The organism is Maribacter litopenaei (assembly GCF_025244665.1).
In the GTDB taxonomy this organism is placed as follows: Bacteria; Bacteroidota; Bacteroidia; order Flavobacteriales; family Flavobacteriaceae; genus Maribacter; species Maribacter litopenaei.
Genome location: NZ_CP104205.1, coordinates 2188759 through 2213494 on the forward strand (window position 1 = coordinate 2188759; position 24736 = coordinate 2213494).

Consider the following 24736-nt stretch of genomic DNA (forward strand, 5'->3'; position numbering starts at 1 on the left):
TAAAATTGTAGTTGTTGAGTTAAAATATTTAAATGAGACAACAAATAACATAAAAGGTTTAATGCATATATGTTAAAAAAATTATAATAAATCAAAGAGGTATTATTCTAAGAATCAGTATTTAAACAAAAATATTCAAGACTAAAACAATTGATATCCAAGGTTTCCTATTACAATCCAAAAAATAATACCTTTAAGGGATTTCATAGTAGAAAACTTGATAAGACCCTAAAACCTCCAATTGTAAAAGTCTGACTTCGAGCTTATCAATTGGGGTCATAACCAAACCAAATTGAAATGAAAAAATCGACAATTCATATTTTGTGCACTCTAATCTTCGGATTATTCTCGATTAATGGTCAACAAACCGATGATAGTGAGAGAATGCGCAATGTCAGGAAATTCTTCAAGGATATTGAGGACAAAGCCATGGCCGAGGAGTTTGTTGGCGTGCGAACATCCAAAGGTCTTGTGGAAAATCTTTTTCCAATCCATTCTACAGGTGTGTCTACCATCCACATTACTACTGCCGCCAATAACTTTTTAAGAAGCCTGGATAAAGAGCAACTGACTAGAACTACTTTTAAGGTAGATGATCCTGAATGGCGAAAATGATCCAATGTGGATAACGGGATTTTTATTAGACAGGGAATATCTTTAAAAGAAATGAATCAGGACTAAAGAAAGTTGGCTTTTGAACTGATGCAGGAATCACTAAGTGCAAAAGGCCTTCAACTTAGCAAGGATATTATGAAAACGGACCATACTCCGGCCGAACTTAACAGTAGACCGGATATTTTTAGCGAGGAACTTTATTTTTTCACCATAATGGGTACTCCTTCCCTATCAGAGCCTTGGGGCTGGCAAATAGATGGCCATCATTTAGTGATAAATTATTTTGTTTTGGGCGACCAAGTTGTAATGTCACCTGTATTTATGGGTGGTGAACCCATTATTACTACTAGTGGTAAGTATGAGGGCAATACCCTTTTTCAAGACGAGCAGAATATGGGGTTACAATTTATGCAAACCTTAAATGAAGAACATCGAATGAAGGCTACCCTTAATAATGAAAAGAAGCATAATAACAATCAAGCCGAAGCCTTTAAGGATAATCTCATTTTAGAATTTGAAGGTTTACCTATGGCCGAAATTCCAAAGAACCAGCAGGAGATACTTCTAGACCTTATAGACCAATACATAAGTAATATGAAGGAAGGGCATCAAGAAATTAAAATGGAAGAGATAAAAAAGCACATAGACCAAACTTGGTTCGCCTGGGTGGGTTCCATAGAGGAGGATGCCGTATTCTATTACAGAATTCATAGTCCTGTTGTCCTAATTGAGTTCGACCATCAAGGGGTAGTTGGAGTCCCTAATGTGGAAAGAAGAGGCCCCACCCGAAACCATATCCATACGGTAGTAAGAACACCAAACGGCAATGATTATGGAAAGGATTTATTAAAACAGCATTTGGAATCATCACACAAAAATTAACACTAAAAAATATGCCATGAAAAAATTAGGAAATGTCATAATTATTATACTACTGGCCAGCACTTCATTACAGGCACAACGAGATTTTAGTACCGTTGAAATAACTTCGGAAAAACTTACCGATAATGTCTACACTCTCTTTGGTGCGGGTGGAAATATTGGCCTCGCCATTGGGGAGGATGCGGCTTATCTTATTGATGACCAATTTGGATCACTTACGGAAAAAATAGTAGCCCATGTAAAAACAATAACCGACAAACCCATCAATTTTGTACTAAATACCCACATGCATGGAGACCATACGGGGGGTAATGAAAATTTAGCAAATGCGGGAGCTCTTGTCATAGCCCATGAAAATGTGAGAAAGCGTATGGTAAGCTCCGAGGAACCACAACCAAAGGAAGCTTGGCCGGTAGTCACTTTTAACGACAAGATGACCTTGCACTTAAAAAATGGGAAAAGCGTGCATGCCATGCATGTAAATCCCGCCCATACGGATGGGGATACTTACTATTATTTTCCTGAGGACAATGTCATTCATATGGGTGATAATTTCTTTAGTGGACGCTATCCATATATCGACTTAAATTCGGAGGCGATATTGACGGGTTGATATCCAATACAACAATGGCCCTGGAACTAATTGACGATGAAACAAAAATCATACCTGGTCATGGTGCTATATCCTCAAAGACTGATTTAAAGGATTTTACCAAAATTTTGATTACCTTGAGGGAACGTGTTAAGGAAACCGAAGTTCCGGAAAATCATTGGAGGAAGTACAAAAAATGGGGCTATCCAAAGAGTGGGACGAGACCCATGGACAAGGCTTCATCAATGCGGATCGGATTGTGGAATTTATTTATAAATCTGCCGATTAAAAACTTAGTAAAATGAAAGAGTTAAGGAAAGAAGACATTAAACAAGAGGTTTTTGACCTTTATGACGACTATGCCCATAATAGGGTAAGCAGAAGATTGTTCATTGACAAATTATCCACTTATGCGGTAGGGGGAATTACGGTGTCATCCTTACTTAGTTTTATCTCGCCGGATTATGTCAAAAAAATACAGATACAGGCGGATGACCCCAACTTAAAATCGGAATTCATCTATTATGATTCACCTAAGGGAGGAGGTTCCATAAAAGCATTGCTATCAAGACCAGCCGATGCAAAAGAACAGCTTCCGGGCATTGTAGTTGTACACGAAAACAGGGGATTGAACCCACATATTGAAGATGTAGGCAGACGCGCCGGATTGGCCGGGTTTATCTCCATAGCGCCCGATGCATTGACGCCATTGGGTGGTTATCCAGGGAGCGATGATGACGGACGCGAACTACAGAGAAAAAGGGACAGAAATGAAATGTTGGAAGATTTCATCGCAGCCTTTGATTACCTAAAAAACCATCCAGAGTGTAATGGAAAAGTAGGTGTCGTTGGTTTTTGTTTTGGTGGATGGATTTCCAACATGATGGCCGTTAAAGTATCGGACCTTGGAGCTGCCGTTCCTTTTTACGGAGGCCAGCCAACAGAGGATATTGATAAGATAAATGCTCCATTATTACTTCACTTTGGAGAGCTGGATAAAAGAGTCAATGAAGGTTGGCCGGCTTATGAAGAAGCACTCAAGAAAAATGGAAAGGAATACGTGGCCTATGTATATGAAAATGCCAATCACGGTTTTCATAACGATACAACACCAAGATACGATCGTGAAGCTGCTGAATTGGCATGGAAACGTACCATTGAATTTTTTAAGGCTAAACTTGCCTAAGCAACACGTGCAATGTCTACGGACACTTTAAGTTTGCTTTTTCCGCTTCCATAGACCACTCCCTTTAAGGGAGGGACGTCATAATAATCCCTTCCCCACCCTACCAATATATGTTGGTCCTTGGGGATTTGATTATTGGTTGGGTCAAAATCCACCCAACCGAAACCAGGAATAAATATGGAGAACCACGCATGGGAAGCATCCGCACCCACCAGTTTTTCCTTCCCTGGTGGTGGAAGCGTTTCAATGTAACCACTCACGTAACGAGCTGGCAAACCCACAGATCTGATACAGGCAATGGCAATTTGTGCAAAATCCTGGCATACCCCTTTTTTCTCACGCATGACCTCTTCCACTGGAGTTGAAATACTGGTAAAACCCGAAACAAAATCGAAATCGGTGTAGATACGTTGCATTAATTCGTAAGCAGCATCAAAAACAGAACGATTTCCTTGAAATGACTTTTCTGCATACGCTTTAATGTCCTTATTGGTCTGCCTTATAAATATGGATTCCAACACAAACTGTTTTGCATCCATAATGGTAGCATCATTTCCATTGAGGGCATAAAGGGCCTCGTTCATGGTTATTTTTCTACAGGCATCCGATAAAAATGAATCGTAAAAAAATCCAAAGTCCCTAATTATTTTGCTTTTGGTAGTGACTTTTAGAGTGTCGTGCTCTGTCTGAATGGAAAATCGGGTTATAAAATTTCCAAAAAAATCAACCCTTTCGGTTATTTCAGCAGGTCCGGGACTAATATTTATTTTGTAATCCAATAATTCCTGTCCATCCGACCTACGAGGACGTAATGTCGCAATATTATGGCAGTAATTTACCGGGGCATTATATTTATAAGTGGTGATATGCGTTACGTTGAAAACCATATTTAAATGGGAAAAGACTGTGTAAACATTTGGGTCTGTCTATCTGTATGGTTAAAATAGGTACCAGTGATGGATTGGGAGGTCTTGTACAATAAATCCGAAAGCTCCTCAAGTAAGATGTCCAATTCCTGGCGTACCACGTCGTTCTTAGATTTCGTCAAACTTAATTTTGAAGAATCCGAAAGTCGCAACTTTGAAAAGGCACTAAAAACATATTTCTGATAATTGGTCAACTGCTGATCTTTTCTTGAATGAGGTAATCTAGCAATATCCTTCTGCAACCTCTTTATCATAAAAGTCAAGGATCCGGCATATTCAACATCCGTAATTACCAAATCCAAAACATGCTCCAATTGAATATAGGAGCGATAACTATACCTGTAAATATTTAAACTTTCATGACTGGTAAGGAGATATTCCAACAGGTCGTACTCAACCTGTGTATCGTATTTTACGGCCAATAAAGAGCGGCACTTCGTTATAGTCAACATACTCTGTTCCAATTGCAGACCAATGAAGTAAAGCAATAATCCTTGCTGGACCATGATGCTTTCCTCAATAAGCCCCATGAAGGCAATTAACCGGGTAATTAATTGATTAAGTACTTTTAGAATTCTCAATATAGAGGGGTTTTCTTCCTCTTGAAAACTTTGCCATAGTTTTTGTATATTTTCAAAAACCCGCCACATATCCGATGACCAAAGGTTACGAATGGAATAATAAGAATTGCTGAACATACCAATGGTATGGGCCAAGCTACCCACCCTATCTTTATCACGTATTACGGAAAGCATTTCCTCATAGGGGTTATCCATAGCAGGAGTGCCTTCCTTGGTCTTTTCCGAAAAACCAGGATAGGTACCGGTCATATGTGTAACGGCTTTTAAAAGAACCTGAATTTTTATGGAATCGGGTTTCTCATCCCTATTTTGCATCATGGCCATTTGACGCATAACCGTTCTGATAAAACGGGCATTCACAAGGGTACGACCTACGTATCTCCCTGCCCAAAACAAATTCTCCGCAGTAAGACTGGGCAAGTCATCCAGCCCGGATAAGGCGATAGCTGACTTCTGTTCCCAATTCTTGTTTTTATCCTCTTTAACTATCTGATCACCAACTACCCAAAAATCCTTGCTTGTACCCCCTCTTTGATTGGATACACGTACTGTTTTGCTATCCGGGGCCACCCTTACCAATCCACCAGGCATCACACTGTACTGATTACCATAGGCAATTGAAAATGCCCTGGTAACCACATTTCTAGGTTCCAAGGAGCCCTGTGTGAGATTAGGTGCCGTTGAAAAATTTATTTGCTCCTGGGCTACAAATCTATAAGGTCTCTGTAATATCTGTGCTTTAAGGGATTCCAATTGGTCAAAACTCAAAAACTTGCCGAAATAGATACTTTCCCTGTTGGTCCTATCTATTCGTTTAACTACTAGATTTGAGAGATTGTTTAGTACATAGTTTTTCTCCTTTTCCTGCCCACACCACCAAGACGCGATTTGAGGAAGGATTAGATTCTCATTTAAAAAATATCTTGAAATGGCGGGCATAAAGGGTATCAAACCTGGATTTTCTATGACCCCGCTTCCTACCGGATTGATAACAGATACATTCTTTCTTCGAACCACATCCGGAAGACCGGCAACACCCAAATGGGAATCCTCCCTAAGTTCCAAAGGATCCGAAAAGGCGTCGTCTACCCTACGGAGAACCACATCTATTCTTTTTAAACCTTGTAAGGATTTCATCCAAAGGAATCCATCCCGTACCACCAAATCATTCCCCTGTACCAAGGGGTATCCTAAAAACGAAGCCATATAGGCATGCTCAAAATAGGTTTCGTTATGGGATCCAGGTGTTAAAATGACAATGTTGGGGTTGTCCTTCTTTCCAGGGGCAGCATCAATCAACATTTGATGAAATTCCATGAAGAAGCTCGATAAACGGGTTACGTTCATCTTAGAATACATTTCGGGAGTGTCCTACTGGTTGTAGACCTATTTTCTAGGGCATATCCCATTCCCGAGGGTGCCTCAGTACGATCATTCACCACCCATAATCTACCGTCAGTGCCTCCGGCTAAATCGGCCGCATAAATTGAGAGTAGCTTTTCAGTCGTGTATTCAATTCCGAACACTGTCTTAAAAAGCCCCTATGCCCATAAATTACCTCATGTGGAATAATGCCGTCCTTTATCAACCTGCGCTCCCCATAGGCATCCTTTAGAACCAAATTCAATAACTCGGCCCTCTGTTTTAAACCCGCTTCTATCGTTTCCCACTCACTTCTATGCATGACCAGTGGAACCACATTAAGATTCCAAGGACGGTGCATACCTTGTGGATCATTATATACATTGTAAGTGACCCCATTCTCCAAAAGCAACCAATCGATATCCTTCTGACGACCTGAAAGTCCATTTTCGCCCAATTTATCGAAACTGGTGAACAGTTTTTTCCAATACCCCTTTACCTCATTGCTAGAGTTGAACAACTCGTCATTCCCAAATTTTGTTGAATAGGTATTTAACCAGCTTGCCTTCGTAGTTGTGGACATTAAATTCTGCTAATTACTTCTTTCTTAAATCCGTTACATGGGGATATTCCGGATTTATAGGTATCTCTTTGTATGCAAATGTATTCGAAGCAACCTTAGGTTGTACCATTCTGCCCGCAAAATTTGTTGAAGGAGCCACTTCCATCGGTGTGACTTCACCTTGGGTGTGCCCAAACTCCCAAAATCGATTGATTCTCCTCGATTCTGCCTCATAGCTATTTACGGGATAGGTATCATATGAACGACCGCCCGGATGCGAAACAAAGTAGGTACAACCCCCTATGGATTTTTTGTTCCAGTCATCGACAATGTCAAAAACCAACGGTGTATCTACGCCAATGGTCGGATGGAGGGCAGACCAGGGCTCCCATGCCTTAAATCTAACACCTGCTACATATTCACCCTTGGTTCCTGTGGGACTTAATTCCACTTTAATTCCATTACAAGTCAAGGTATACCTTTCTTCGGTGAAATTTTTCACTTTCACCTGTACCCTTTCCAATGAGGAATCTACATATCTTGCCGTTCCCCTACCGGACATTTCTTCGCCCAATACGTTCCAAGGCTCTATAGCCATTCGCAGTTCCATTTGTATTCCATTGATTTCTACCATTCCATACAATGGGAAACGGAATTCGAAAAATGGGTCGAACCAATCCAATTTAAATGGGTAGTCCGCATCGTTCAGTTGTTCCACTATATCTTTTATATCCTCTTTCACGTAGTGTTCTAACAGGAATTTATCATGAAGTTCCGTACCCCATCGTACCAAATCGTGCTTATACGGTTTTTTCCAAAACCAAGATACCAGTGTACGAACCAATAACATCTGCATTAAGCTCATTTGGGCGTGAGGGGGCATATCAAAAGCACGAAGTTCCAAAATTCCCAAACGACCCGATGAAGAATCCGGGGAATACAATTTATCGATACAAAATTCCGCCCGATGGGTATTACCTGTGATATCCGTCAGCAAATGCCTAAAGAGACGGTCTGTTAACCAAAATGGGACTTCTTTGTCCTCCGGGATTTGGGAAAATGCAATTTCCAATTCATACAAATTCTCCAATCGTGCTTCATCCACCCGTGGTGCCTGACTCGTAGGTCCTATAAACGCTCCGAGAAAATAGGTAAGAAAGACCCGGGTGATGTTGCCAAAAGGTCAACAAACTACGTAATAACTGTGGATTTCGTAATAGCGGACTGTCACCCGGAGTTGGCCCGCCAAGCGTTACGTGATTTCCTCCACCTGTTCCCGTATGTTTACCGTCCAACATAAACTTTTCGGTACCCAAACGGGACTTCTTTGCTTCCTCGTACAGTTTTAGGGTGTTTTCAGTAAGTTCCTTCCAGTTATTTGCGGGGTGTACGTTGACCTCTATAACTCCAGGGTCCGGCGTTACTTTTAACACCTCTAAACGGTTATCCCGTGGTGGTTCATATCCTTCCAAAATAACGGGAACCTTTAATTCTTTTGCCGTTGCTTCTATACTGGCTATCAAATCCAAGAAATCATCGGCACTGTCCAATGGTGGCAAGAACAAAAACAATTTATCCTCACGGACTTCCGTACATATGGCAGTTCGAACAAAGGGATGATTTTTATCGGCATTCATCCCATCACTTTGCATTCGTTCATTCAAATCGTGCCCATATGGCTTTAAATGGGGCTTGGCCTCGAACAATTCCGGCTCGGCAGTAGGTTCCGATGGAATTTTTGGATTTTTTGGTAAAGATTCCAATGGCAAACGCAAACCTATGGGCGAGTTACCCGGACTCAAGAAGAGATGGGTACCTCTGAACTCCCATGGATTTGTAATCCATCGATTACCTTTTTTATTCAATGGCAATACATGTCCAACACTTTTACCGACGCCCTGTTCCAAGACCTCACCCAATTTTTTCCTAAGGGCGGTATCCTTTTCATTATATTCCTTTGGGTCTATATCTAAGGGAAGTTTGCGTTCTTCCCATAAAAAGTAGAAAGCATCTTCATAGGCTGGGATAATCGATTCATCTGAACACTTCAAAAACTTGGTTAGAGATTTTAAAAATGTGGATGTAATATTGTCCGGAAGCTCATATTTTTTGGTAAAGGAAGCTAGTAACTCAGGGTTTTCCCAAACCATCTCACCGTCTTTTCTCCAATGGATCCCTATAAGCCAGCGGGGCAATGGTTCACCAGGGTACCATTTACCCTGGGCATGGTGCAATAGTCCACCTTTACCAAAAGTATCCAACAAACGGAGCGAAAGGGAACTTGCCAATTGCCGTTTATGGTCACCATCAGCGGCCGTATTCCATTCTTCCGATTCCATATCGTCTATGGATACGAACGTTGGTTCTCCCCCCATAGTCAAACGCACATCATTTTCTTGCAACTCTTCCTCGACCGCAAATCCGAGATTATAAATAGCCTGCCACTGGTCTTCAGTGTAAGGTTTTGTCACTCGGGGGGATTCAAAAATTCGGGTCACGGAATTATCGAACTCAAACTCGGTTTCACAGGGATCGGTCAATCCGTATACCGGAGCAGCACTTTCAAACGAAGGTGTGCAGGCAAGGGGAATATGTCCTTCTCCTGCCAAAAGTCCGGAGGTTGCGTCTAGACCAATCCAACCTGCACCTGGCAGATATACCTCGGCCCAAGCATGCAAATCGGTAAAATCCTCCTCAGGGCCGGACGGACCGTCCAATGATTTTTCATCCGCTTTCAACTGCACCAAATAACCCGAGACGAAGCGTGCCGCCAACCCTAAATGTCTAAGTGTCTGTACCAAAAGCCACGCGAAATCCCTACAGGAACCCAGTTTTCTTTCCAGTGTTTCCTCACAGGTCTGTACCCCAGGCTCCATACGGATGGTATAATTCAGAAAATTATATAAATCCTGATTGAGTCCCGTTAAAAAATCGATACTACGCCTAGGAGTTCTATCAATGTTGGACAGCCATTCCTTTAAAAGGGACCATCCTCTGTAATTTCCAAATAGGGTAGTAATTCCTTTTTGAGATCTGGCTTGTAGGTAAACGGAAAATCCTCCACCGATTCCTCTACGAAAAAATCGAAGGGATTTATCGTTTTCATATCGGCAATAATTTCCACATCTATGGAAAGCTCATCCGTTTTTTCCGGAAAGACCAGTCGAGCTAAGTAATTCCCAAATGGATCTTGCTGCCAATTAAAAAAATGGTTTTCTCGGCTTTATCTTAATGGAATACGCTTCAATTGGGGTTCTGCTGTGGGGCGCCGGTCTTAGCCGGAATATATGGGGTGAAAGATTTACCCTTCTATCATATTTATATCTCGGTACTATGTTTAATTGCAACTTTTAAAGCCATAAAATCATTTGTTTCAAGCCTAACTAAGATAAAGACTTAATTTCCAATAATCGATTTTTAAAGTTGTTTCCTTGTGATTTTTATCCAAATGATAGTTCCAGGGATTTTTTTTGCAGAAATAACATTTTATCTGTCCATATAAAATATACCATATCTCCATAGAAATTTGGAATCACTATCTTGCTATAGATTACGTTGGAATTCTTTGCGAACTCATTTATCAGAATGTTCTAAAACAATTTAAACCTATACCAAAATATTTAATTCAAAAACATATTAACCAAGTGAAAACCAAATTAACGCTAACGATTGCAGCCATTTCAACTACTTTATTAGGTGTGGCACAGGAACCGGACTGGGAAAAAATGTATAAGGAATCCCGGAAAACGGAGGTCTACGAACCTGTACCTCCAAAGGTTACCCCGGGCAAGAAATCCAGTGAGGCACCTTCAGATGCTATTGTCCTTTTTGATGGATCCGATTTAGAAAAGTGACCTATGACAACCCGGATAATCCGGAGACCTGGAAAGTGGACAACGGCATATTGACAGTTAATAAAAAAGCGGGTAGTTTGACCACGAAAGATGCGTACATGGACTACCAACTGCATTTAGAGTATCGCATTCCCGAGGAGATTACTGGAGAGGGTCAAAGCCGAGGAAATAGCGGAATTTTCTTAGCGTACCTTGGGCTAGATGAAAGTGGCCTTTTCGAAGACGGATATGAAATCCAAATATTGGACAATTATAACAATGAAACCTATGTTAACGGCCAAGTAGGGTCTATGTACAAACAATCCATTCCTTTAGCGAATGCCGCAAAGAAACCAGGAGAATGGCAGACCTATGATATCGTATGGAAAGCACCCGGATTTAATGAGGATGGCAGTTTATCCTCTCCTGCAACGGTTACTGCATTACATAATGGAGTCTTAGTCCAAAATCATTATGAACTTAAGGGCATAACCCCATGGATAGATCCACCAAGCTACCGAAATCATAGTCCTTCCCCTATTCGCCTACAGGCTCACGGAGACCCAAGTGAACCCATTAGCTTTCGAAATATTTGGCTCAGGAGATTATAATTCTAAGTTTACATTTTTTTAAAATCATGAGCGAAACTAAAAAACATCGAATTTATACCATGTCCTTCGCGGGAGTATATCCCCATTACATTGCAAAAGCCGAAAAAAAGGGTAGAACAAAAGAAGAAGTAGATAACATTATTTTCTGGTTGACAGGTTATGATCAGGAATCCTTGGCGAAGATCATTGAGAGTAAAACGAATTTTGAGACATTTTTTGAGGAAGCCCCGCGTCTAAATCCAAATGTTTCTAAAATTACTGGGGTAATTTGTGGCCATCGGGTTGAGGAGATTGAGGACAAACTGATGCAAAAGGTTCGGTATTTGGATAAATTGGTAGATGAATTGGCAAAAGGAAAATCCATGGAAAAGATTTTACGTCAATAGATTGTTAGCATTAAGATAAATTAAACCTTTGGCAGAACTTCAACTAAAAAAAGTCCCCCAACGTCTGTAACAAAGGTTACCTATATAACCGTTTATATAATTTATTTTTGTGGCAAAATTCCAAGGTATGTTTAGCAAAGGTTCCAAACTATATAGTATTCTATTTTTAAAATGTCCTAGATGTCACGAGGGTGCATTTTTAGAAGCCCATCCTTACAAATTAAGTAATTTTAATAAAGTGAAGGAACATTGCCCAAAATGCAATCTCAAATATAGTATTGAGCCAAGTTTTTATTATGGTAGTATGTATGTTTCCTATGCTGTAGGAGTTGCTGTTGCAGTCGCAGTGTACGTTTTGACACTTATATTTGGTTTGGAATTAAGCATACTTGGTCTCTTTGGATCAATTGTGGCCGTTCTCGTGTTGACCATGCCATGGATTGCGGCAGTATCAAAATCTATTTGGGCCAATTTCTTCTTTGACTATAATAAAGAAATTGCGGAAAAAGTTAAATAAGTACTTCAATGATACAGGAGCTCACAGAAAGTTACGGTTCAATTTTTGAAAAGGAATTGATCAACGAAATAGCACAAGTTGGTACTTACAAAGAAGTACCGGAAGGTTACAAACTCATTGAAATCGGTGACTATATCAAGGGAATGCCTCTGCTGATTTCCGGAGCTATAAAAATCCTTAGAGAAGATAATGATGGCGACGAATTATTGCTATACTATCTAGAAAAAGGGGATACTTGTTCTATGACCTTGGCCTGCTGTATGGGAGATTCCAAAAGTGAAATTCGCGCCATAACGGAAACGGACAGTAAGTTGATTATGGTTCCCATGCAAAAAATGGAGGAATGGATCGTAAAATATAAATCGTGGCGAAATTTCGTTTTTAACAGCTATCATGAGAGGTTGAATGAACTACTAAGTACCCTGGATAGTATAGCCTTTGATAAAATGGATGCCCGCTTGATCAGTTACCTTAAAGAGAAGGCGAGAATCAACAAGGGCGATATCATTAACAATACCCATCAAGAAATCGCCTACGAACTCCATAGTTCCGGAGTAGTGATTTCTAGGTTGTTGAAAAAGCTGGAACAGATGGGGTTCGTTGAGCTACACCGCAACTACATAAAAATTTTGGATTTATAATCCTCTGTAACCAATGTTACTGCAAACCTTCCTAAGGTGCACTAGCTTCGCACCAATAATTATAAAATTACATGGAAGTGCTCCACATATTTGGTTATATCAGTGCGTTGATTATTGGAATATCTCTTGGCCTTATAGGCGGTGGGGGTTCAATTTCGGCCGTGCCAGTTCGGCCTATTTGTTTTCTGTAAATGAGAAAGTCGCCACAGCTTACTCACTCTTTATTGTAGGCGCGAGTGCCCTTGTTGGTGGATGGAAACAACATCTAAAAGGTTACGTGGATTGGCGAACAGCCATAGTTTTTGGCATACCGGCCATTATCGGTGTTACTTTGGTCAGGCATTACCTTGTTCCCATTTTACCCGATGTTTTATTGGAAATAGATAATTTTCAGTTCACACGCCGCATGGGAATGTTTGGGCTATTTGCCCTATTAATGATTCCCGCGGCCTATTCCATGTTAAAAACCAAAAAGGAAGTATTAAAAAAAGGAGGCGGTGAAGTAAAATACAATTACCCGCTCATTTTGGCCGAAGGCCTACTAGTTGGAGGTATTACAGGCCTAATAGGAGCTGGTGGGGGGTTTTTGATTATACCTGCGCTGGTAATTTTGGCCAATGTAGAAATGAAGGTTGCAGTAGGAACCTCATTGATTATCATTGCGGTAAAATCCCTTATGGGATTCTTTTTGGGAGATGCCTTGACAATGGAAATCAACTGGTTTTTTCTGCTATTGTTTACCGGCCTTTCCTTTTTGGGAATCTTCATCGGTAGTTATATCGGAAATTTTATAGATGGAAATAAACTGAAAAAAGGCTTCGGTTATTTTATTCCGGTGATGGCGTCATTCATCTTTTATATGGAATTTTTCACCATTGTCTAAGCACCGACTTTACAAGATTTTGAAACCTGTCCAAAACGGCAGGTTTTTTTATTTTCCTGTGTAACCAAAGTAACTGTAGACTCCTTTTATGATATTTACTTTTAAAGAGTGAACCATAAAAAAATAGTAATCATGAAAGTCGAACAAATTTATACCGGATGTCTAGCGCATGCCGCCTATTACATTGAAAGTAAGGGTGTTGCCGCAGTATTTGATCCTTTAAGGGAAGTACAGCCATATTTGGACCGAGCAAAAAAAGATAATGCCAAGATTAAATATGTTTTTGAAACACATTTTCACGCAGATTTCGTGAGCGGACATTTGGATTTACAGAAAAAAGCTGGAGCTGAAATTGTATTTGGACCGGGAGCAAAACCTGCCTATGAAGCCATTACAGCGGAAGACGGACAAATTTTTGAGGTAGGGGATTACAAGGTGAAGGTTATCCATACCCCGGGCCATACCATGGAAAGTACCACGTATCTTTTAATTGATGAACATGGCAATGAACATGGAATTATAACTGGGGATACCTTATTTATTGGAGATGTGGGAAGACCCGATTTGGCTCAGCATGTAGTTTCGGAATTGACAGAAGAAAAATTGGCAGGCCACCTATTTGACTCGCTCAGAAACAAAATTATGCCATTGAGCGATGACCTCATCGTATACCCCAATCATGGGGCTGGCTCTGCCTGTGGCAAAATGATGAGCAAGGAAACAACGGATACCTTGGGCCACCAAAAAGAAGTGAATTACGCATTGCGTGCCGACATGACCAAAGAGGAATTCATAAAGGAATTGTTAACCGGACTTACAACACCACCAGGCTATTTCCCAAAAAATGTTTTGATGAACATCAAAGGGTATGATAGTTTGGACACTATTATGGATAGGGCCACTACCCCCTACTTCCCCCGAAGCTTTTGAAGCTGTGGCAAATGAAACCGGCGCTTTGGTCTTGGATACAAGAAATGCCGAGGATTTTGCCAAAGGGTTTATCCCAAACAGTATTAACATAGGTTTGGAAGGTAGTTTTGCCCAGTGGGTAGGTGAAATGATTCCGGATATAAAACAGGAAATTCTATTGGTAACCTATGATGGTAAAGAGGAAGAGGCCATCACCCGTCTATCAAGGGTGGGTTATGACAATACTGTTGGCTTTCTAAAAGGTGGCTTTGACGCTTGGAAAGATTCCGGTAAGGAATTTGAAACGGTGGGCCGCATTTCCGCCAAGGAATTGGAAATGGCCATGAAAGACGAAAAACCGTTGATCATCGATGTTCGTAAAAAAAGTGAATATGATTCCGAACACCTAATTGGCGCCATAAATATTCCATTAAATGAAATAAATCAACATTTGGCAGAATTTCCTAAAGACAGCACCTTTGTATTGCATTGTGCAGGAGGGTATAGGAGCATGATTGCAGCCTCTATACTAAAACAACGTGGTTGGCAGGATTTTGCAGACGTGAAAGGCGGTTTTGAAGATCTTTCCAAAACAGCCCTACCAAAGTCAGAATACGTATGCCCCTCTACAATGTTGTAGAAGATTGATATAGTGTAAAAAGCCCCTAATTTAGGGGCTTTTTTGTTTTTGAGTCAATGTAACCTTTGTTACCAATTTAGTAAATTGCAATTAGTAATTTTGTATTCAATTAAAAACTGTGTACCTATGAAAGTTGAACAAATTTACACCGGTTGCCTTGCACAGGGAGCCTATTATATAGAGAGTAAGGGTGAGGTTGCCATTATCGACCCTCTTAGGGAAGTAAAGCCTTATATCAATAGGGCCAAGCTGGACGATGCTAAGATCAAGTATATTTTTGAGACGCATTTTCATGCCGACTTTGTAAGCGGTCACGTTACATTGGCCAAAGAAACTGGAGCTCCCATCATTTATAGTCCTAACGCCAATCCTAACTTCGAAGCCATTATAGCCGAGGACAATCAGGAATTCAAATTGGGAGAAGTAACCATAAAAGTCTTGCATACTCCAGGACATACCATGGAAAGCACCACCTATCTCTTAAGGGACAAAGATGGGAAGGACTACGCTATTTTCAGTGGTGACACTTTGTTCTTGGGCGACGTAGGTAGGCCGGACCTGGCCCAAAAAATGGGTGTATTGACCGAAAAGGACCTTGCTGGATTCCTGTATGATAGTCTTAGGGAAAAAATTATGCCCCTATCAGATGATGTTATCGTATATCCAGCTCATGGCGCTGGTTCTGCCTGTGGTAAGAACATGATGAAGGAAACGGTAGATACCCTTGGCAACCGAGAAAAAAATGAATTACGCCCTTAGGGCGGATATGACCAAAGAGGAATTTATTGAAGAAGTTACGGAAGGGCTGTTGCCCCCACCACAGTATTTTCCTTTGAACGTGAAGCTGAATAAGGAAGGATACGAGGATATTGAGCAGGTATTGGAAAGAGGTACGAGGGCCTTGTCCCCAAAAGCCTTTGAGGCTGCCGCCAATGAGACTGGTGCCGTAGTATTGGACGTTAGAAATGCGGCCGACTTTGCTAAAGGGCATATTCCAAGATCCATATTTATTGGTCTCGGATGGTAGCTTCGCTCCATGGGTAGGCGCCTTGATTGCAGATGTTCAGCAACCTATATTATTGGTAGCCCCAAAAGGCCTGGAAGAAGAAGCGGTCACTAGATTGTCCAGGGTTGGTTTTGATAATACTTTGGGATACTTGGAAGGAGGATTTGAGGCTTGGAAAAAGGCATCCATGGAATACGATACGGTAAGTCAAGTCGATGCTAAGGAATTAAAAGCAGAATTGGAAAAAGAAGATGTACCCGTATTCGATGTTAGAAAAAACAGCGAATATCTATCAGAACATGTTTTGGAGGCCCATAACACACCCTTGGATTATTTGAACGACCATTTATCTGAATTCCCGGACAACGAAACATTTTATGTACACTGTGCAGGAGGATACAGAAGTATGATCGCGGCTTCCATTCTTAAAAGTAGGGGTATTCATAATTTAATTGATGTTAAAGGTGGTTTTAAGGCCATCAATGAGGCTGGTATACCTGTATCTGAATATGTTTGCCCATCCACATTATAACTCAGCTGTTTGATGTAAGTCAAAAACATTCAAACTACTTTTCACTTAAAGACCCATTATAAAATTGATCAATTTTATAATGGGTCTTTTGTTCCTATGCTCTAAGTGAAATCTTTTTTCTTAATTTTTTTCTCTTGTGTAACCATGGTTACTGTAGATGCTTTATTCCCGTTTTACCTTTACTGTACTATGGTGAAAGGCCGTAGTAACAAAATCGATTGATATTTAGGGATAGGTATTAATCTGATTGTTTTTAATTGGTTGGTTGTTTAAGGGAGGCAGACCAAAAAGTCTGTCTCCTTTTATTAAGTACTCACTTTAAAATTCTTGAACATGTCATTTCTTAGCACATTATTTGGCTCTAAAACCACAACTGATACAGGAAACATCGTCATTCTCGGACAAAAATGAATATGCAGAAGCCATCTCCGGCAAAAAAGTACAATTGGTTGATGTGAGAACGCCAGCGGAATACAATGGTGGCCACATTAAAAAAGCGATAAACATAGACTTTTTCAATGCCTCCCATTTTAAGAATGCCTTTGAAAAATTGGATAAAAATCAGCCCGTATATGTATACTGCAGGTCCGGGGCAAGAAGTCAAAAAGCTGCTCGGAAACTTGTGGGAATGGGCTTCACCGAAATATACGATTTACGGGGAGGATATAATTCGTGGAGATAGGAAGATTTAAAAACATTCAGATATGAAGGCTTCATTGATCGTACAAAATCTTAAGTGTGGTGGTTGTGCAAAAACCATTATCGATAAAATCTCGGAATTAAAACATATTTCCAATGTGCAGGTACATGTTGAATCCTCAACCGTATCGTTTGAGTATACGGATTTGGACGAAGCCATCAGCGTAAAGAATAAACTCCAAAAAATTGGATACCCATCGGTGGATATGGAAAACACTACTATGTCCATGTTGAAATCCTATGTGAGCTGTGCCACCGGTAAAATGAGGTAGCCTACTAAATTGGGGATGTAGTGTAACTACAAAAGAATCGTAAAAAAAGTACAATCTTAAGGATTATGGGTATGGGAGTTTTTATATATAAGGCTTTCCCGAATAAGGGGGGGCTACCGGATTGTTAGGAGGTTAAATCAAAAAATTAATATTCTAAGTTATGTACCTAAAAAATCTTCTATATGTATTTCTCATACTCGGGCTGGTAAATTGTAAGGATTCAGAAAAAACAAAAAAGCCCCTATCCAAGTTGGATGCGAACGCACCTGTAGTTTCGCAAGAATCATCCCATAAAGGCAAAGAGCTAATGGAGGCGAAATGTTATGTCTGCCATGGTCCGGATGCCGGTGAGGATGCGCGAATCGCACCGCCTATGGCCGCAATTAAGGCCGAGATATATGATGGGGAATCCAAGCAAAGAGGAATTTGGCAATGCCATTTGGAATTTTGTTGAAAAACCCACTATGGAAAAAGGAAAGATGAAGGGGGCTTTAAAGAGGTTTGGTGTTATGCCCTATCAACCCTTTTCCGAAGCGGATATCAAGCTCATTTCTGATTTTATGTATGAATATAAAATTGAGGAACCTAGTTGGTTTAAGGAGCATTGGGAACAAGGCCATGGAAAAGGAAACTATAAGCAACAAGGAAAGGTTTTACATTCGAAACCGGACTCCCCTCTTAAATCCCTAAAGGAAACAGGACTTGAAATAGCGAGGAATACACAAAAGGTCCTTGGCAAAAATTTGATGGGAAAAATGCAGAACGAGGATCCAGTGGCCGCTCTCCAGTTCTGCAATGAGAATGCCTATCCATTAACGGACAGTATGGCTACTGTACATCAGGCTAAAATCAAAAGGGTATCGGATAAAGCTAGAAATCCCCTAAACCAAGCCAATCAAGAAGAAATGGAGCACATTGGTTATTTCAAGAAAAAAGTGGAAGCTCAAGAAAACTATGATCCTATCATAATCGAGAACGGTGATGAGGCCCATTTCTACTATCCCATCGTCACAAACGACATGTGCCTAAAATGCCACGGAAAACCGGGTCAAGATATCAGTCCGAAGTAGCTAACATTTTAAAGGAGCGATACCCTACGGATGCCGCTACCGATTATACCATCAATGAAGTTCGGGGTATTTGGAGCCTTGTTTTACAAAGCAATACCGACAAGTAAATCACTGTTTTTTCTTCCTTATACCGAATCCTGAAATATTCTGACCAATAAAATCTTGTGGCATATGCTCATCGCCCGGGTAGCCAAGTTGAATGGTTCCACTTTCTTCAGGAATATAATTGATCCTAAAAATATAATCCCGGAGACTTAGACTTATACCGAAGTTCACCCCATATCTTTTCCCCTTAGGCAAATTATAGGCATGGTGGTACAAATGCATGACCGGGTTATTAAAAAGATATTTTAAAGGCCCCCAAGTGATTTTGATATTGGAATGGTTGAAATGACCAATTGCAATGGCTAAAAAGTGAACAATATAGGCCTGCTCCGGCTCAAAACCTCCCGAATCATCACACCAAAAGTTTTTAGGGGTTTGTACAGTATATTTTCCATCCAGTGGTACCGTAAATGAGCTGCAAAGCCCATTTCCTTTACACTGTGGTGAACTTTGTGGAAGTTCCATAGGACCTCATACCTATGCAAAAGTATATGGGTAAACCACTGAACAAAATCCAAAATCAGGAAAAAAACCAATAATTGCGCCCAAGAAGGCCACGCGGTAAAATCGATTACGGCAAGACTTTTGGCAGTGATTCCTATATCCCTAAACAATAACTGAAGTACCTTGTACACACCACTAATGACAATAGCGAAGATGAAGAAATTGAAAAACATATAAAAAGCATCCAGCCAAAAATCCTTTCTAAAAACCCCCTGATCTTTACGCCATGGAAAGAGTATCTCCAGTCCCCAAACTAATAAAGAGATAAGGATAAGTCCCCAAAAGTAATTGGTATACCAAGGGACTTCAAAAATGATGGATTTCCAGATCCAGTTTAACGTTCCTAAAAAAGAATTGTAAAATGCTTCAAGATATTCCATATCATTAGTTTACATTTTCAAATATAGCTTCCTATCCCGTAAGGTTCGGTAACTTTGGTTACAAAACGATTCCAGTAATATCACTATATTGTAGTTACAATTTTACATGAACAGTAAGGCTAAAACCTTTGTCGCAATTTAAACAATAGGCTTACCTAAGTTCAATTTAAAAATCAGTATAACCAATTAATTACTTAATTATGAAAAAAAATATGGGAACCGCGGACAAAACCATCCGAATTATAATTGCTTTGGCAGTATTTGCCCTTTACTATTTCAATGTCATTGGAGGTACTTTAGCTTATGTATTGATGGCTCGGCAGCCATTTTTGTTTTGACAAGCTTAATAAGTTTTTGTCCGTTGTACACGCTCTTCGGAATCAATACCTGTAAAACAAAATAAATATCATTTTAATCGCAATGAAAAGGCCGATTTCCTATTAGGAATCGGCCTTTTTTATGACCCCTATCATAAAAATTTAAGGCTTTGTAACAATTGTTACATAATTCATAAAAATTAGCTCTTATATTTATCAGGTTGAACAAAAATTAATCAAAATGAGCTCACATCATCAAATACTTGTTATTGGTGGGGGAACAGCAGGCATCATGGTCGCTGCCCAACTAATAAAACAAAAGCATGCAAAGGACGTTGCGGTAATTGAACCTTCAGACACACATTATTACCAACCTGCATGGACTTTGGTGGGTGCTGGCACTTATGATTACGATAAAACCGCAAGGCCCATGTCTTCTGTGATGCCAAAGGAGGCGACTTGGATTAAGGATAAGGCCACGGGGTTTGATCCCGAAAACAATATAGTACACACGGCCTCCAGTGGTGATATATCCTATGACTACTTGGTGGTGGTTCCTGGGCTGGCTTATGATTTTAGTCTGATTCCCGGACTTGGAGATGCGATGGACAAGGGAGTGGTTTGTAGTAATTATACGGATCCAAAACATACTTGGGACGTCATCAAAAATTTCAAAGGGGGTACGGCCCTATTTACCCAACCTACAACACCTATAAAATGTGGTGGGGCACCACAAAAAATAATGTATTTGGCCGAAAGCTATTTTAGGAAAAGTGGGGTCAGGGATAAAACCGATGTGGTCTTTGCTACTGGAGGCACCGTAATTTTCGGCGTGAAGGAAATTGCTCGAACCTTAATGAAAGTGGTGGATAGAAAAGATATCAACCTTCGCTTCTTCCATAAACTGGTGGCCGTGGATGGTGATAAAAAAATAGCTTGGTATGAGTTGGGGAAAGATATTACGGCAGGTGGTTGTGTTGTCATGGCAGGGGAAGATGATGATCGGCATTTGGACGAATCTTTCCAATATAACTATAAAGATGTAAAAGTAACGGTAGATGGTGACCGATATGGAATTCATTATGACATGCTCCATACAGCTCCACCCTCGGTAGCCCCAAAATTTGTAAAGGATTCCGTATTGGTAAACGATGCGGGTTGGTTGGACGTAGACCACAAAACAATGCAGCACAATAAGTACCCCAATATTTTTGGATTGGGCGATGTAGCAGCGTTACCTACAGCTAAAACCGGAGCGGCCATCCGTAAGCAGGTACCTATTGTAGTGGATAACATAGATAAACTTATTAAAACACAATCGATGGGCACAAAAGCCTATAACGGGTACTCTTCATGTCCCTTGGTAACCGATTATGGAAAGATGGTTTTGGCGGAGTTTGACTACAACAATAATTTTACGCCCGATCCAAAGTTAAAACAGATGCTCATTTCCGATTCTTCCAAAGAACATTGGAGATTGTGGATGCTCAAAAAATATGGACTTCCTTATTTATATTGGAACAAAATGATGCAAGGAAAGGATGTTTAATCAAAATCCCCTAATTTAAAAGGATGAAGCTTTAAGTTTCATCCTTTTTTTGTGCCCTTTAAAAATTGTAGTTTAAAATAAAATCTATGTGGAGCATATCCACTTTATTAAAGTAAAAATTAGGATTGTCCGGTATGTCCCCATTGCCTATTTTTCCGGTTACCAAAAGTTCACGGTTTTAAATTGTTTAACCCCTTTATATTTAAAAAGAGATCCAAGTTAATGTGGGTATAATCCGGCATGGCATACTTATTATTTTCTGCGTCGGTGACAGCGGGTTTCCACTGTCTACCTACACTAAAGATAGTCCGCACATCCACTTTATCGTTTATAATGGGAAAAGCGTTCCCATAGGTCAACACCACCGCATGGTTGTCCGCGGAGCCTTCACTTCGTTCCCTTTTTTGAAAACTAAAAAGGTCTTCCCTACCCCATTCGCGGGGAGATATAAACTGACCGCCCGGAAGTATATGATCATATCCTAGGGAAAGTTTCGATTTTCCTTGTTGATAATTCAATTGTAATCCCAAAAGGTCCGAAGAGGCTTGTGCGAAATACCTGAATTCATCCAAAGCGTTGCCCCCATCCCCTATTCTATTCTGATGCAACCATTCCGCGTTCAATATCCACTTTTCACTGAGTTGTAAGCTGGGCTTAACATACACCGTATTGTAAATATTGTCCACATAATAATTCCAAAAATCCAATTGTAGTTTCTCGGTTAATTTAAAATTGGAATTAAACATGAGAATAAAGTCTGATGAAGTATTTCCTTCATAAAGACTTGGTGCTCCGAGAAATAGACCTTCCAACAGGGTATGTGCCAATACTCTCGCCAATTGTATAAAATCTTCCTGTGGAACGGGGGGCTATTTCATTTAGTACCCCAAATTGAAACGTACCATTCGGGGAGGCTTTGTATTTGTACCAAAAACCTTGGACCAAGGTGGGTATCATTCTCCCATCTTGTGGATTTATCAATGGGGTATTGATTTTTATCCTTCCTAGTGTAAATCGATGCTTTTTTAGTTGATACTCCAAATACAATTCCCCCAATAAAAAGACCGCATCATTTTCCAAATCCAACCGGTCGAATTGCCCCTCCTCATAACGACTCAGTCTTCCAGTAGTTCCATCGGGAACGGTCAAATCCTGTAAACCCATATTGGTGGAATTGTACAAGGCAGAGCCCAACCTAAGATTATTTCCAAATTTCAACTCATATTTCAAGAATCCCCCTGTAGCTAAAGCCCTAAAATCCTTAAGGTCGCCTTTATTGACCGTATTCATGTAATAACTCCGCCATTGTCCGGATAGCGTTCCTTGTACCTGAGACTCGGTCGGATTTTGGGAATGCAACAAAAATGGCAAGAACAATAAAAGATATATTTTTTGCATGAACCCCTATTTGGACTTTTCAATATTATAGTGCTCCTTATAGTACTCCATTATCGGAAGGAAAGGACCATATTTGTGCTGTTCTTGAGAGAAATTGTCTACCCAAGGTCGTAGGAAGTGGACACAGGTTTTAGTTTCTTATCCGGATAATCTGTTTCTGTATGGCTCTTTACTGGACGATCAAAACTATTAATATATCCCGCCACATGATAGGCTTCCTCATCTGTAAGTTTTGGATTTTTATAGGTAGCCAATCCAAAGGGCATATTACTTTTAATGAATTCGGCAGAAGTAATAACTCGGTGCATCCCGGCACCATTGTTAAAACTATCGGGGCCCCATAGAGGTGGGTACAGATATCCATTTTCTACATCCGGCTTTTTAATCCCTTGACCATCCGCTCCGTGACAGACCATACATTCCTTATCATAGACCAATTTTCCTATTGCCAAATCAACCTTTACTTCGGTATTTTTATTTTTGGATATCCTTTGTACTCGTTCTCCTTTTCTTTTGGCAATCCCTCACCCAACCACTCCATGTAGGCTACAATGGCCAAAATCTCATCTGAATCTTTGGGTAATTTTTTACCGTTCATGCTGCGTTCCATACATCCATTAATGCGGTCCTGTAAATCGCCAACAGCATTTGCCCTTCCTCCAAATTGGGGAAATCGATTCGCCACCCCAACCCAGGATCCGGAACCTGCCTGTGTTCCAAATTGTAAATGGCAGTTAGTGCAGGATAGGTTATTGCCAGCATATCTTTTGTTCACATCTTTAGCCTGGGATCCATTTCACCCGGGGTTTGGGAAACCAACAAAAAACCTGACTTAACATTGGGAGCCATACTGCCATCTTCAAAAGCAGCCAATACATCTCCGGGTTGCCACTCTTCGGGATTCTCTTCAACCAATTGAACTTCTTCTAGGCTTGTTAGGCTTGGGCGATATGTTAACAGGGCAATAAAAAGCGCGGTAATCAACGAAAGGGCAATGACAAATAGCCAAAAAAGACGTCTTACCAAATATCCAAAATGCTCCATATCCAAGTTTACAAACTTTTAAAAGACCAACGAAATTAGTGTTTAGGCCTAGACAAGACAGTAACAATTGTTACAAATAAACCCAAAATGAAACGATATTTTCGTAAACTTACTGACAATATTATGAGTTGTGGGCCAAACCAAAAATGCTCCGCTCAATTTAAATCAGTCTAAACATAAAAACATTAGAAATGTACTATATGAAATCAAGAATTAGCCTAGTTATCACCCTATTATGTATCAGCCTCTCTATGGCTCAAGAGTGGGAGACACCGATTATAAAGGGATATGGTAAAATAAAAAATTTCAAGGACGTGGCCGTACAGCCCGATGCTTCAATAGAGTACAAATTGGTATTTGACATCACCAGCGATTCTGAAATGGACGGCGTGAACAAGGGGCTATGGAAAATTGCGCGCGTTATCAATATGTTGGGGTCTGCAGATATCCCTTCGGATAAAGTCCATATTGTAGCTGCCATACATGGGGCGGCTACCTTTGCGACATTGAACGATACCAAACATCAGGTAAAGTACGATAAAGTGAATCCCAATACAGAATTATTGGGCCTTTTAAAAAACTATGGGGTAGAACTCTTTGTTTGCGCACAGGCTACGGCGGCACGAAACATTACTGCCGAAGACCTCAACCCAAATACTGAATTGGCCCTTTCTGCCATGACCGTTTTGGCGAATTACCAACTACAAGGTTATGCCTTAATGCCCTAGTTTTTC

The 24736-nt window shown here is 40.4% G+C and carries 25 protein-coding genes and 6 pseudogenes; 21 read left to right on the plus strand and 10 right to left on the minus strand.

The window, feature by feature from the left end; genetic code table 11:
• Nucleotides 1-297 precede the first annotated feature (297 nt).
• The 5 genes from NYZ99_RS11860 to NYZ99_RS11880 all read left to right on the plus strand — a co-directional run bounded on the left by NYZ99_RS11860 (nucleotide 298) and on the right by NYZ99_RS11880 (nucleotide 3275).
• A complete protein-coding gene (locus NYZ99_RS11860) occupies nucleotides 298-615 on the plus strand; it encodes a DUF3500 domain-containing protein (RefSeq protein ID WP_260571362.1) in 318 nt (105 codons plus the stop codon).
• Between the two features lie 87 nt (nucleotides 616-702).
• Nucleotides 703-1497 carry a DUF3500 domain-containing protein gene (locus tag NYZ99_RS11865; RefSeq protein WP_420845122.1) on the plus strand — a complete coding sequence of 265 codons (795 nt, stop codon included), beginning with the start codon at nucleotides 703-705 and terminating at the stop codon, nucleotides 1495-1497.
• A 16-nt stretch (nucleotides 1498-1513) separates the two neighbouring features.
• A complete protein-coding gene (locus NYZ99_RS11870) occupies nucleotides 1514-2110 on the plus strand; it encodes an MBL fold metallo-hydrolase (RefSeq protein ID WP_260571364.1) in 597 nt (198 codons plus the stop codon).
• 14 nt (nucleotides 2111-2124) lie between these two features.
• On the plus strand, nucleotides 2125-2394 hold the full coding sequence (locus NYZ99_RS11875; protein ID WP_260571365.1) for a hypothetical protein: 270 nt from the start codon (nucleotides 2125-2127) through the stop codon (nucleotides 2392-2394).
• The gene (locus NYZ99_RS11880) at nucleotides 2391-3275 is read left to right on the plus strand and encodes a dienelactone hydrolase family protein (protein WP_260571366.1); all 885 of its coding nucleotides are present in this window, start codon (nucleotides 2391-2393) and stop codon (nucleotides 3273-3275) included. Before NYZ99_RS11875 ends, NYZ99_RS11880 begins: the two co-directional genes overlap by 4 nt.
• Here NYZ99_RS11880 and NYZ99_RS11885 read toward each other — a convergent pair.
• The 4 genes and pseudogenes from NYZ99_RS11885 to NYZ99_RS22955 all read right to left on the minus strand — a co-directional run bounded on the left by NYZ99_RS11885 (nucleotide 3272) and on the right by NYZ99_RS22955 (nucleotide 10066).
• Nucleotides 3272-4162, minus strand: a complete 891-nt coding sequence (locus NYZ99_RS11885; RefSeq protein WP_260571367.1) for a transglutaminase family protein — start codon at nucleotides 4160-4162, stop codon at nucleotides 3272-3274. The genes NYZ99_RS11880 and NYZ99_RS11885 overlap by 4 nt on opposite strands.
• A gap of 2 nt (nucleotides 4163-4164) precedes the next feature.
• A complete protein-coding gene (locus tag NYZ99_RS22945) occupies nucleotides 4165-5373 on the minus strand; it encodes an alpha-E domain-containing protein (RefSeq protein WP_420845225.1) in 1209 nt (402 codons plus the stop codon).
• A gap of 168 nt (nucleotides 5374-5541) precedes the next feature.
• Nucleotides 5542-6727, minus strand: a pseudogene (locus tag NYZ99_RS22950) (circularly permuted type 2 ATP-grasp protein); the annotation flags it as partial.
• 13 nt (nucleotides 6728-6740) lie between these two features.
• Nucleotides 6741-10066: pseudogene (locus NYZ99_RS22955) on the minus strand (transglutaminase family protein).
• Nucleotides 10067-10350: 284 nt separating this feature from the next.
• Between NYZ99_RS22955 and NYZ99_RS11920 the strand changes: the two are divergent.
• From NYZ99_RS11920 to NYZ99_RS11975, 12 genes and pseudogenes are all read left to right on the plus strand, one after another.
• Nucleotides 10351-10560, plus strand: a complete 210-nt coding sequence (locus NYZ99_RS11920; RefSeq protein ID WP_260571376.1) for a hypothetical protein — start codon at nucleotides 10351-10353, stop codon at nucleotides 10558-10560.
• Complete coding sequence (locus NYZ99_RS11925; protein ID WP_260571377.1) at nucleotides 10557-11150, plus strand: 3-keto-disaccharide hydrolase; 594 nt, start codon at nucleotides 10557-10559, stop codon at nucleotides 11148-11150. Before NYZ99_RS11920 ends, NYZ99_RS11925 begins: the two co-directional genes overlap by 4 nt.
• Before the next feature lie 26 nt (nucleotides 11151-11176).
• Nucleotides 11177-11536 carry a DUF2200 domain-containing protein gene (locus tag NYZ99_RS11930; protein ID WP_260571379.1) on the plus strand — a complete coding sequence of 120 codons (360 nt, stop codon included), beginning with the start codon at nucleotides 11177-11179 and terminating at the stop codon, nucleotides 11534-11536.
• Between the two features lie 127 nt (nucleotides 11537-11663).
• Nucleotides 11664-12053 carry a DUF983 domain-containing protein gene (locus NYZ99_RS11935; RefSeq protein ID WP_260571380.1) on the plus strand — a complete coding sequence of 130 codons (390 nt, stop codon included), beginning with the start codon at nucleotides 11664-11666 and terminating at the stop codon, nucleotides 12051-12053.
• An 8-nt stretch (nucleotides 12054-12061) separates the two neighbouring features.
• Nucleotides 12062-12694: a Crp/Fnr family transcriptional regulator gene (locus NYZ99_RS11940; protein ID WP_260571381.1), complete on the plus strand. Its 633-nt coding sequence runs from the start codon at nucleotides 12062-12064 to the stop codon at nucleotides 12692-12694.
• 71 nt (nucleotides 12695-12765) lie between these two features.
• Nucleotides 12766-13577, plus strand: a pseudogene (locus NYZ99_RS11945) (sulfite exporter TauE/SafE family protein).
• A gap of 132 nt (nucleotides 13578-13709) precedes the next feature.
• Nucleotides 13710-15126, plus strand: a pseudogene (locus tag NYZ99_RS11950) (MBL fold metallo-hydrolase).
• Nucleotides 15127-15252: 126 nt separating this feature from the next.
• Nucleotides 15253-16664 (plus strand): annotated as a pseudogene (locus tag NYZ99_RS11955) (MBL fold metallo-hydrolase).
• 355 nt (nucleotides 16665-17019) lie between these two features.
• Complete coding sequence (locus tag NYZ99_RS11960) at nucleotides 17020-17346, plus strand: rhodanese-like domain-containing protein (protein ID WP_338038988.1); 327 nt, start codon at nucleotides 17020-17022, stop codon at nucleotides 17344-17346.
• A gap of 22 nt (nucleotides 17347-17368) precedes the next feature.
• Nucleotides 17369-17635 carry a heavy-metal-associated domain-containing protein gene (locus tag NYZ99_RS11965; protein ID WP_260571382.1) on the plus strand — a complete coding sequence of 89 codons (267 nt, stop codon included), beginning with the start codon at nucleotides 17369-17371 and terminating at the stop codon, nucleotides 17633-17635.
• A gap of 160 nt (nucleotides 17636-17795) precedes the next feature.
• The gene (locus tag NYZ99_RS11970) at nucleotides 17796-18089 is read left to right on the plus strand and encodes a cytochrome c (protein ID WP_260571383.1); all 294 of its coding nucleotides are present in this window, start codon (nucleotides 17796-17798) and stop codon (nucleotides 18087-18089) included.
• 10 nt (nucleotides 18090-18099) lie between these two features.
• Entirely contained in the window at nucleotides 18100-18705 is a 606-nt protein-coding gene (locus NYZ99_RS11975) for a c-type heme family protein (RefSeq protein WP_260571384.1), read from the plus strand.
• 108 nt (nucleotides 18706-18813) lie between these two features.
• Here NYZ99_RS11975 and NYZ99_RS11980 read toward each other — a convergent pair.
• A pseudogene (locus NYZ99_RS11980) lies at nucleotides 18814-19694 on the minus strand (sterol desaturase family protein).
• A gap of 200 nt (nucleotides 19695-19894) precedes the next feature.
• On the opposite strand from NYZ99_RS11980, the gene NYZ99_RS11985 reads away from it, so the two are divergent.
• The 3 genes from NYZ99_RS11985 to NYZ99_RS11990 all read left to right on the plus strand — a co-directional run bounded on the left by NYZ99_RS11985 (nucleotide 19895) and on the right by NYZ99_RS11990 (nucleotide 21560).
• Complete coding sequence (locus tag NYZ99_RS11985; protein ID WP_476738687.1) at nucleotides 19895-20032, plus strand: YgaP family membrane protein; 138 nt, start codon at nucleotides 19895-19897, stop codon at nucleotides 20030-20032.
• Entirely contained in the window at nucleotides 20029-20097 is a 69-nt protein-coding gene (locus tag NYZ99_RS23210; protein WP_476738694.1) for a YgaP family membrane protein, read from the plus strand. The genes NYZ99_RS11985 and NYZ99_RS23210 overlap by 4 nt, the downstream gene beginning before the upstream one ends.
• A gap of 155 nt (nucleotides 20098-20252) precedes the next feature.
• Nucleotides 20253-21560 carry an NAD(P)/FAD-dependent oxidoreductase gene (locus tag NYZ99_RS11990; protein WP_260571386.1) on the plus strand — a complete coding sequence of 436 codons (1308 nt, stop codon included), beginning with the start codon at nucleotides 20253-20255 and terminating at the stop codon, nucleotides 21558-21560.
• A 170-nt stretch (nucleotides 21561-21730) separates the two neighbouring features.
• Here the strand turns inward: NYZ99_RS11990 and NYZ99_RS11995 are convergent, their stop codons facing one another.
• The 5 genes from NYZ99_RS11995 to NYZ99_RS12015 form a co-directional block, all read right to left on the minus strand.
• Nucleotides 21731-22399, minus strand: a complete 669-nt coding sequence (locus NYZ99_RS11995) for a hypothetical protein (protein ID WP_260571387.1) — start codon at nucleotides 22397-22399, stop codon at nucleotides 21731-21733.
• Nucleotides 22335-22958, minus strand: coding sequence for a hypothetical protein (locus tag NYZ99_RS12000; protein ID WP_260571388.1), 624 nt, complete (start codon nucleotides 22956-22958; stop codon nucleotides 22335-22337). Before NYZ99_RS12000 ends, NYZ99_RS11995 begins: the two co-directional genes overlap by 65 nt.
• 98 nt (nucleotides 22959-23056) lie before the next feature.
• Nucleotides 23057-23410 carry a c-type cytochrome gene (locus tag NYZ99_RS12005; protein ID WP_260571389.1) on the minus strand — a complete coding sequence of 118 codons (354 nt, stop codon included), beginning with the start codon at nucleotides 23408-23410 and terminating at the stop codon, nucleotides 23057-23059.
• A gap of 8 nt (nucleotides 23411-23418) precedes the next feature.
• The gene (locus NYZ99_RS12010; protein WP_260571390.1) at nucleotides 23419-23733 is read right to left on the minus strand and encodes a c-type cytochrome; all 315 of its coding nucleotides are present in this window, start codon (nucleotides 23731-23733) and stop codon (nucleotides 23419-23421) included.
• Nucleotides 23730-24002, minus strand: a complete 273-nt coding sequence (locus tag NYZ99_RS12015; protein ID WP_260571391.1) for a hypothetical protein — start codon at nucleotides 24000-24002, stop codon at nucleotides 23730-23732. The genes NYZ99_RS12010 and NYZ99_RS12015 overlap by 4 nt, the downstream gene beginning before the upstream one ends.
• 200 nt (nucleotides 24003-24202) lie before the next feature.
• On the opposite strand from NYZ99_RS12015, the gene NYZ99_RS12020 reads away from it, so the two are divergent.
• Nucleotides 24203-24730, plus strand: a complete 528-nt coding sequence (locus tag NYZ99_RS12020; protein ID WP_260571392.1) for a DsrE family protein — start codon at nucleotides 24203-24205, stop codon at nucleotides 24728-24730.
• Nucleotides 24731-24736: the final 6 nt, after the last annotated feature.

What these genes read in the sequence shown, in the direction of transcription:
- NYZ99_RS11885 (WP_260571367.1), bottom strand. Translation starts at nt 4,162, where the DNA reads ATGGTTTTCAACGTAACGCATATCACCACTTATAAATATAATGCCCCG.
- NYZ99_RS11970 (WP_260571383.1), top strand. Translation starts at nt 17,796, where the DNA reads ATGTACCTAAAAAATCTTCTATATGTATTTCTCATACTCGGGCTGGTA.
- NYZ99_RS12015 (WP_260571391.1), bottom strand. Translation starts at nt 24,002, where the DNA reads ATGGAGCATTTTGGATATTTGGTAAGACGTCTTTTTTGGCTATTTGTC.
- NYZ99_RS11860 (WP_260571362.1), top strand. Translation starts at nt 298, where the DNA reads ATGAAAAAATCGACAATTCATATTTTGTGCACTCTAATCTTCGGATTA.
- NYZ99_RS11875 (WP_260571365.1), top strand. Translation starts at nt 2,125, where the DNA reads ATGGCCCTGGAACTAATTGACGATGAAACAAAAATCATACCTGGTCAT.
- NYZ99_RS11880 (WP_260571366.1), top strand. Translation starts at nt 2,391, where the DNA reads ATGAAAGAGTTAAGGAAAGAAGACATTAAACAAGAGGTTTTTGACCTT.
- NYZ99_RS12020 (WP_260571392.1), top strand. Translation starts at nt 24,203, where the DNA reads ATGAAATCAAGAATTAGCCTAGTTATCACCCTATTATGTATCAGCCTC.
- NYZ99_RS11870 (WP_260571364.1), top strand. Translation starts at nt 1,514, where the DNA reads ATGAAAAAATTAGGAAATGTCATAATTATTATACTACTGGCCAGCACT.
- NYZ99_RS12000 (WP_260571388.1), bottom strand. Translation starts at nt 22,958, where the DNA reads ATGCAAAAAATATATCTTTTATTGTTCTTGCCATTTTTGTTGCATTCC.
- NYZ99_RS11940 (WP_260571381.1), top strand. Translation starts at nt 12,062, where the DNA reads ATGATACAGGAGCTCACAGAAAGTTACGGTTCAATTTTTGAAAAGGAA.
- NYZ99_RS11935 (WP_260571380.1), top strand. Translation starts at nt 11,664, where the DNA reads ATGTTTAGCAAAGGTTCCAAACTATATAGTATTCTATTTTTAAAATGT.
- NYZ99_RS11985 (WP_476738687.1), top strand. Translation starts at nt 19,895, where the DNA reads ATGAAAAAAAATATGGGAACCGCGGACAAAACCATCCGAATTATAATT.
- NYZ99_RS11965 (WP_260571382.1), top strand. Translation starts at nt 17,369, where the DNA reads ATGAAGGCTTCATTGATCGTACAAAATCTTAAGTGTGGTGGTTGTGCA.
- NYZ99_RS11930 (WP_260571379.1), top strand. Translation starts at nt 11,177, where the DNA reads ATGAGCGAAACTAAAAAACATCGAATTTATACCATGTCCTTCGCGGGA.
- NYZ99_RS11865 (WP_420845122.1), top strand. Translation starts at nt 703, where the DNA reads ATGCAGGAATCACTAAGTGCAAAAGGCCTTCAACTTAGCAAGGATATT.
- NYZ99_RS11990 (WP_260571386.1), top strand. Translation starts at nt 20,253, where the DNA reads ATGAGCTCACATCATCAAATACTTGTTATTGGTGGGGGAACAGCAGGC.
- NYZ99_RS11975 (WP_260571384.1), top strand. Translation starts at nt 18,100, where the DNA reads ATGGAAAAAGGAAAGATGAAGGGGGCTTTAAAGAGGTTTGGTGTTATG.
- NYZ99_RS22945 (WP_420845225.1), bottom strand. Translation starts at nt 5,373, where the DNA reads ATGCCTGGTGGATTGGTAAGGGTGGCCCCGGATAGCAAAACAGTACGT.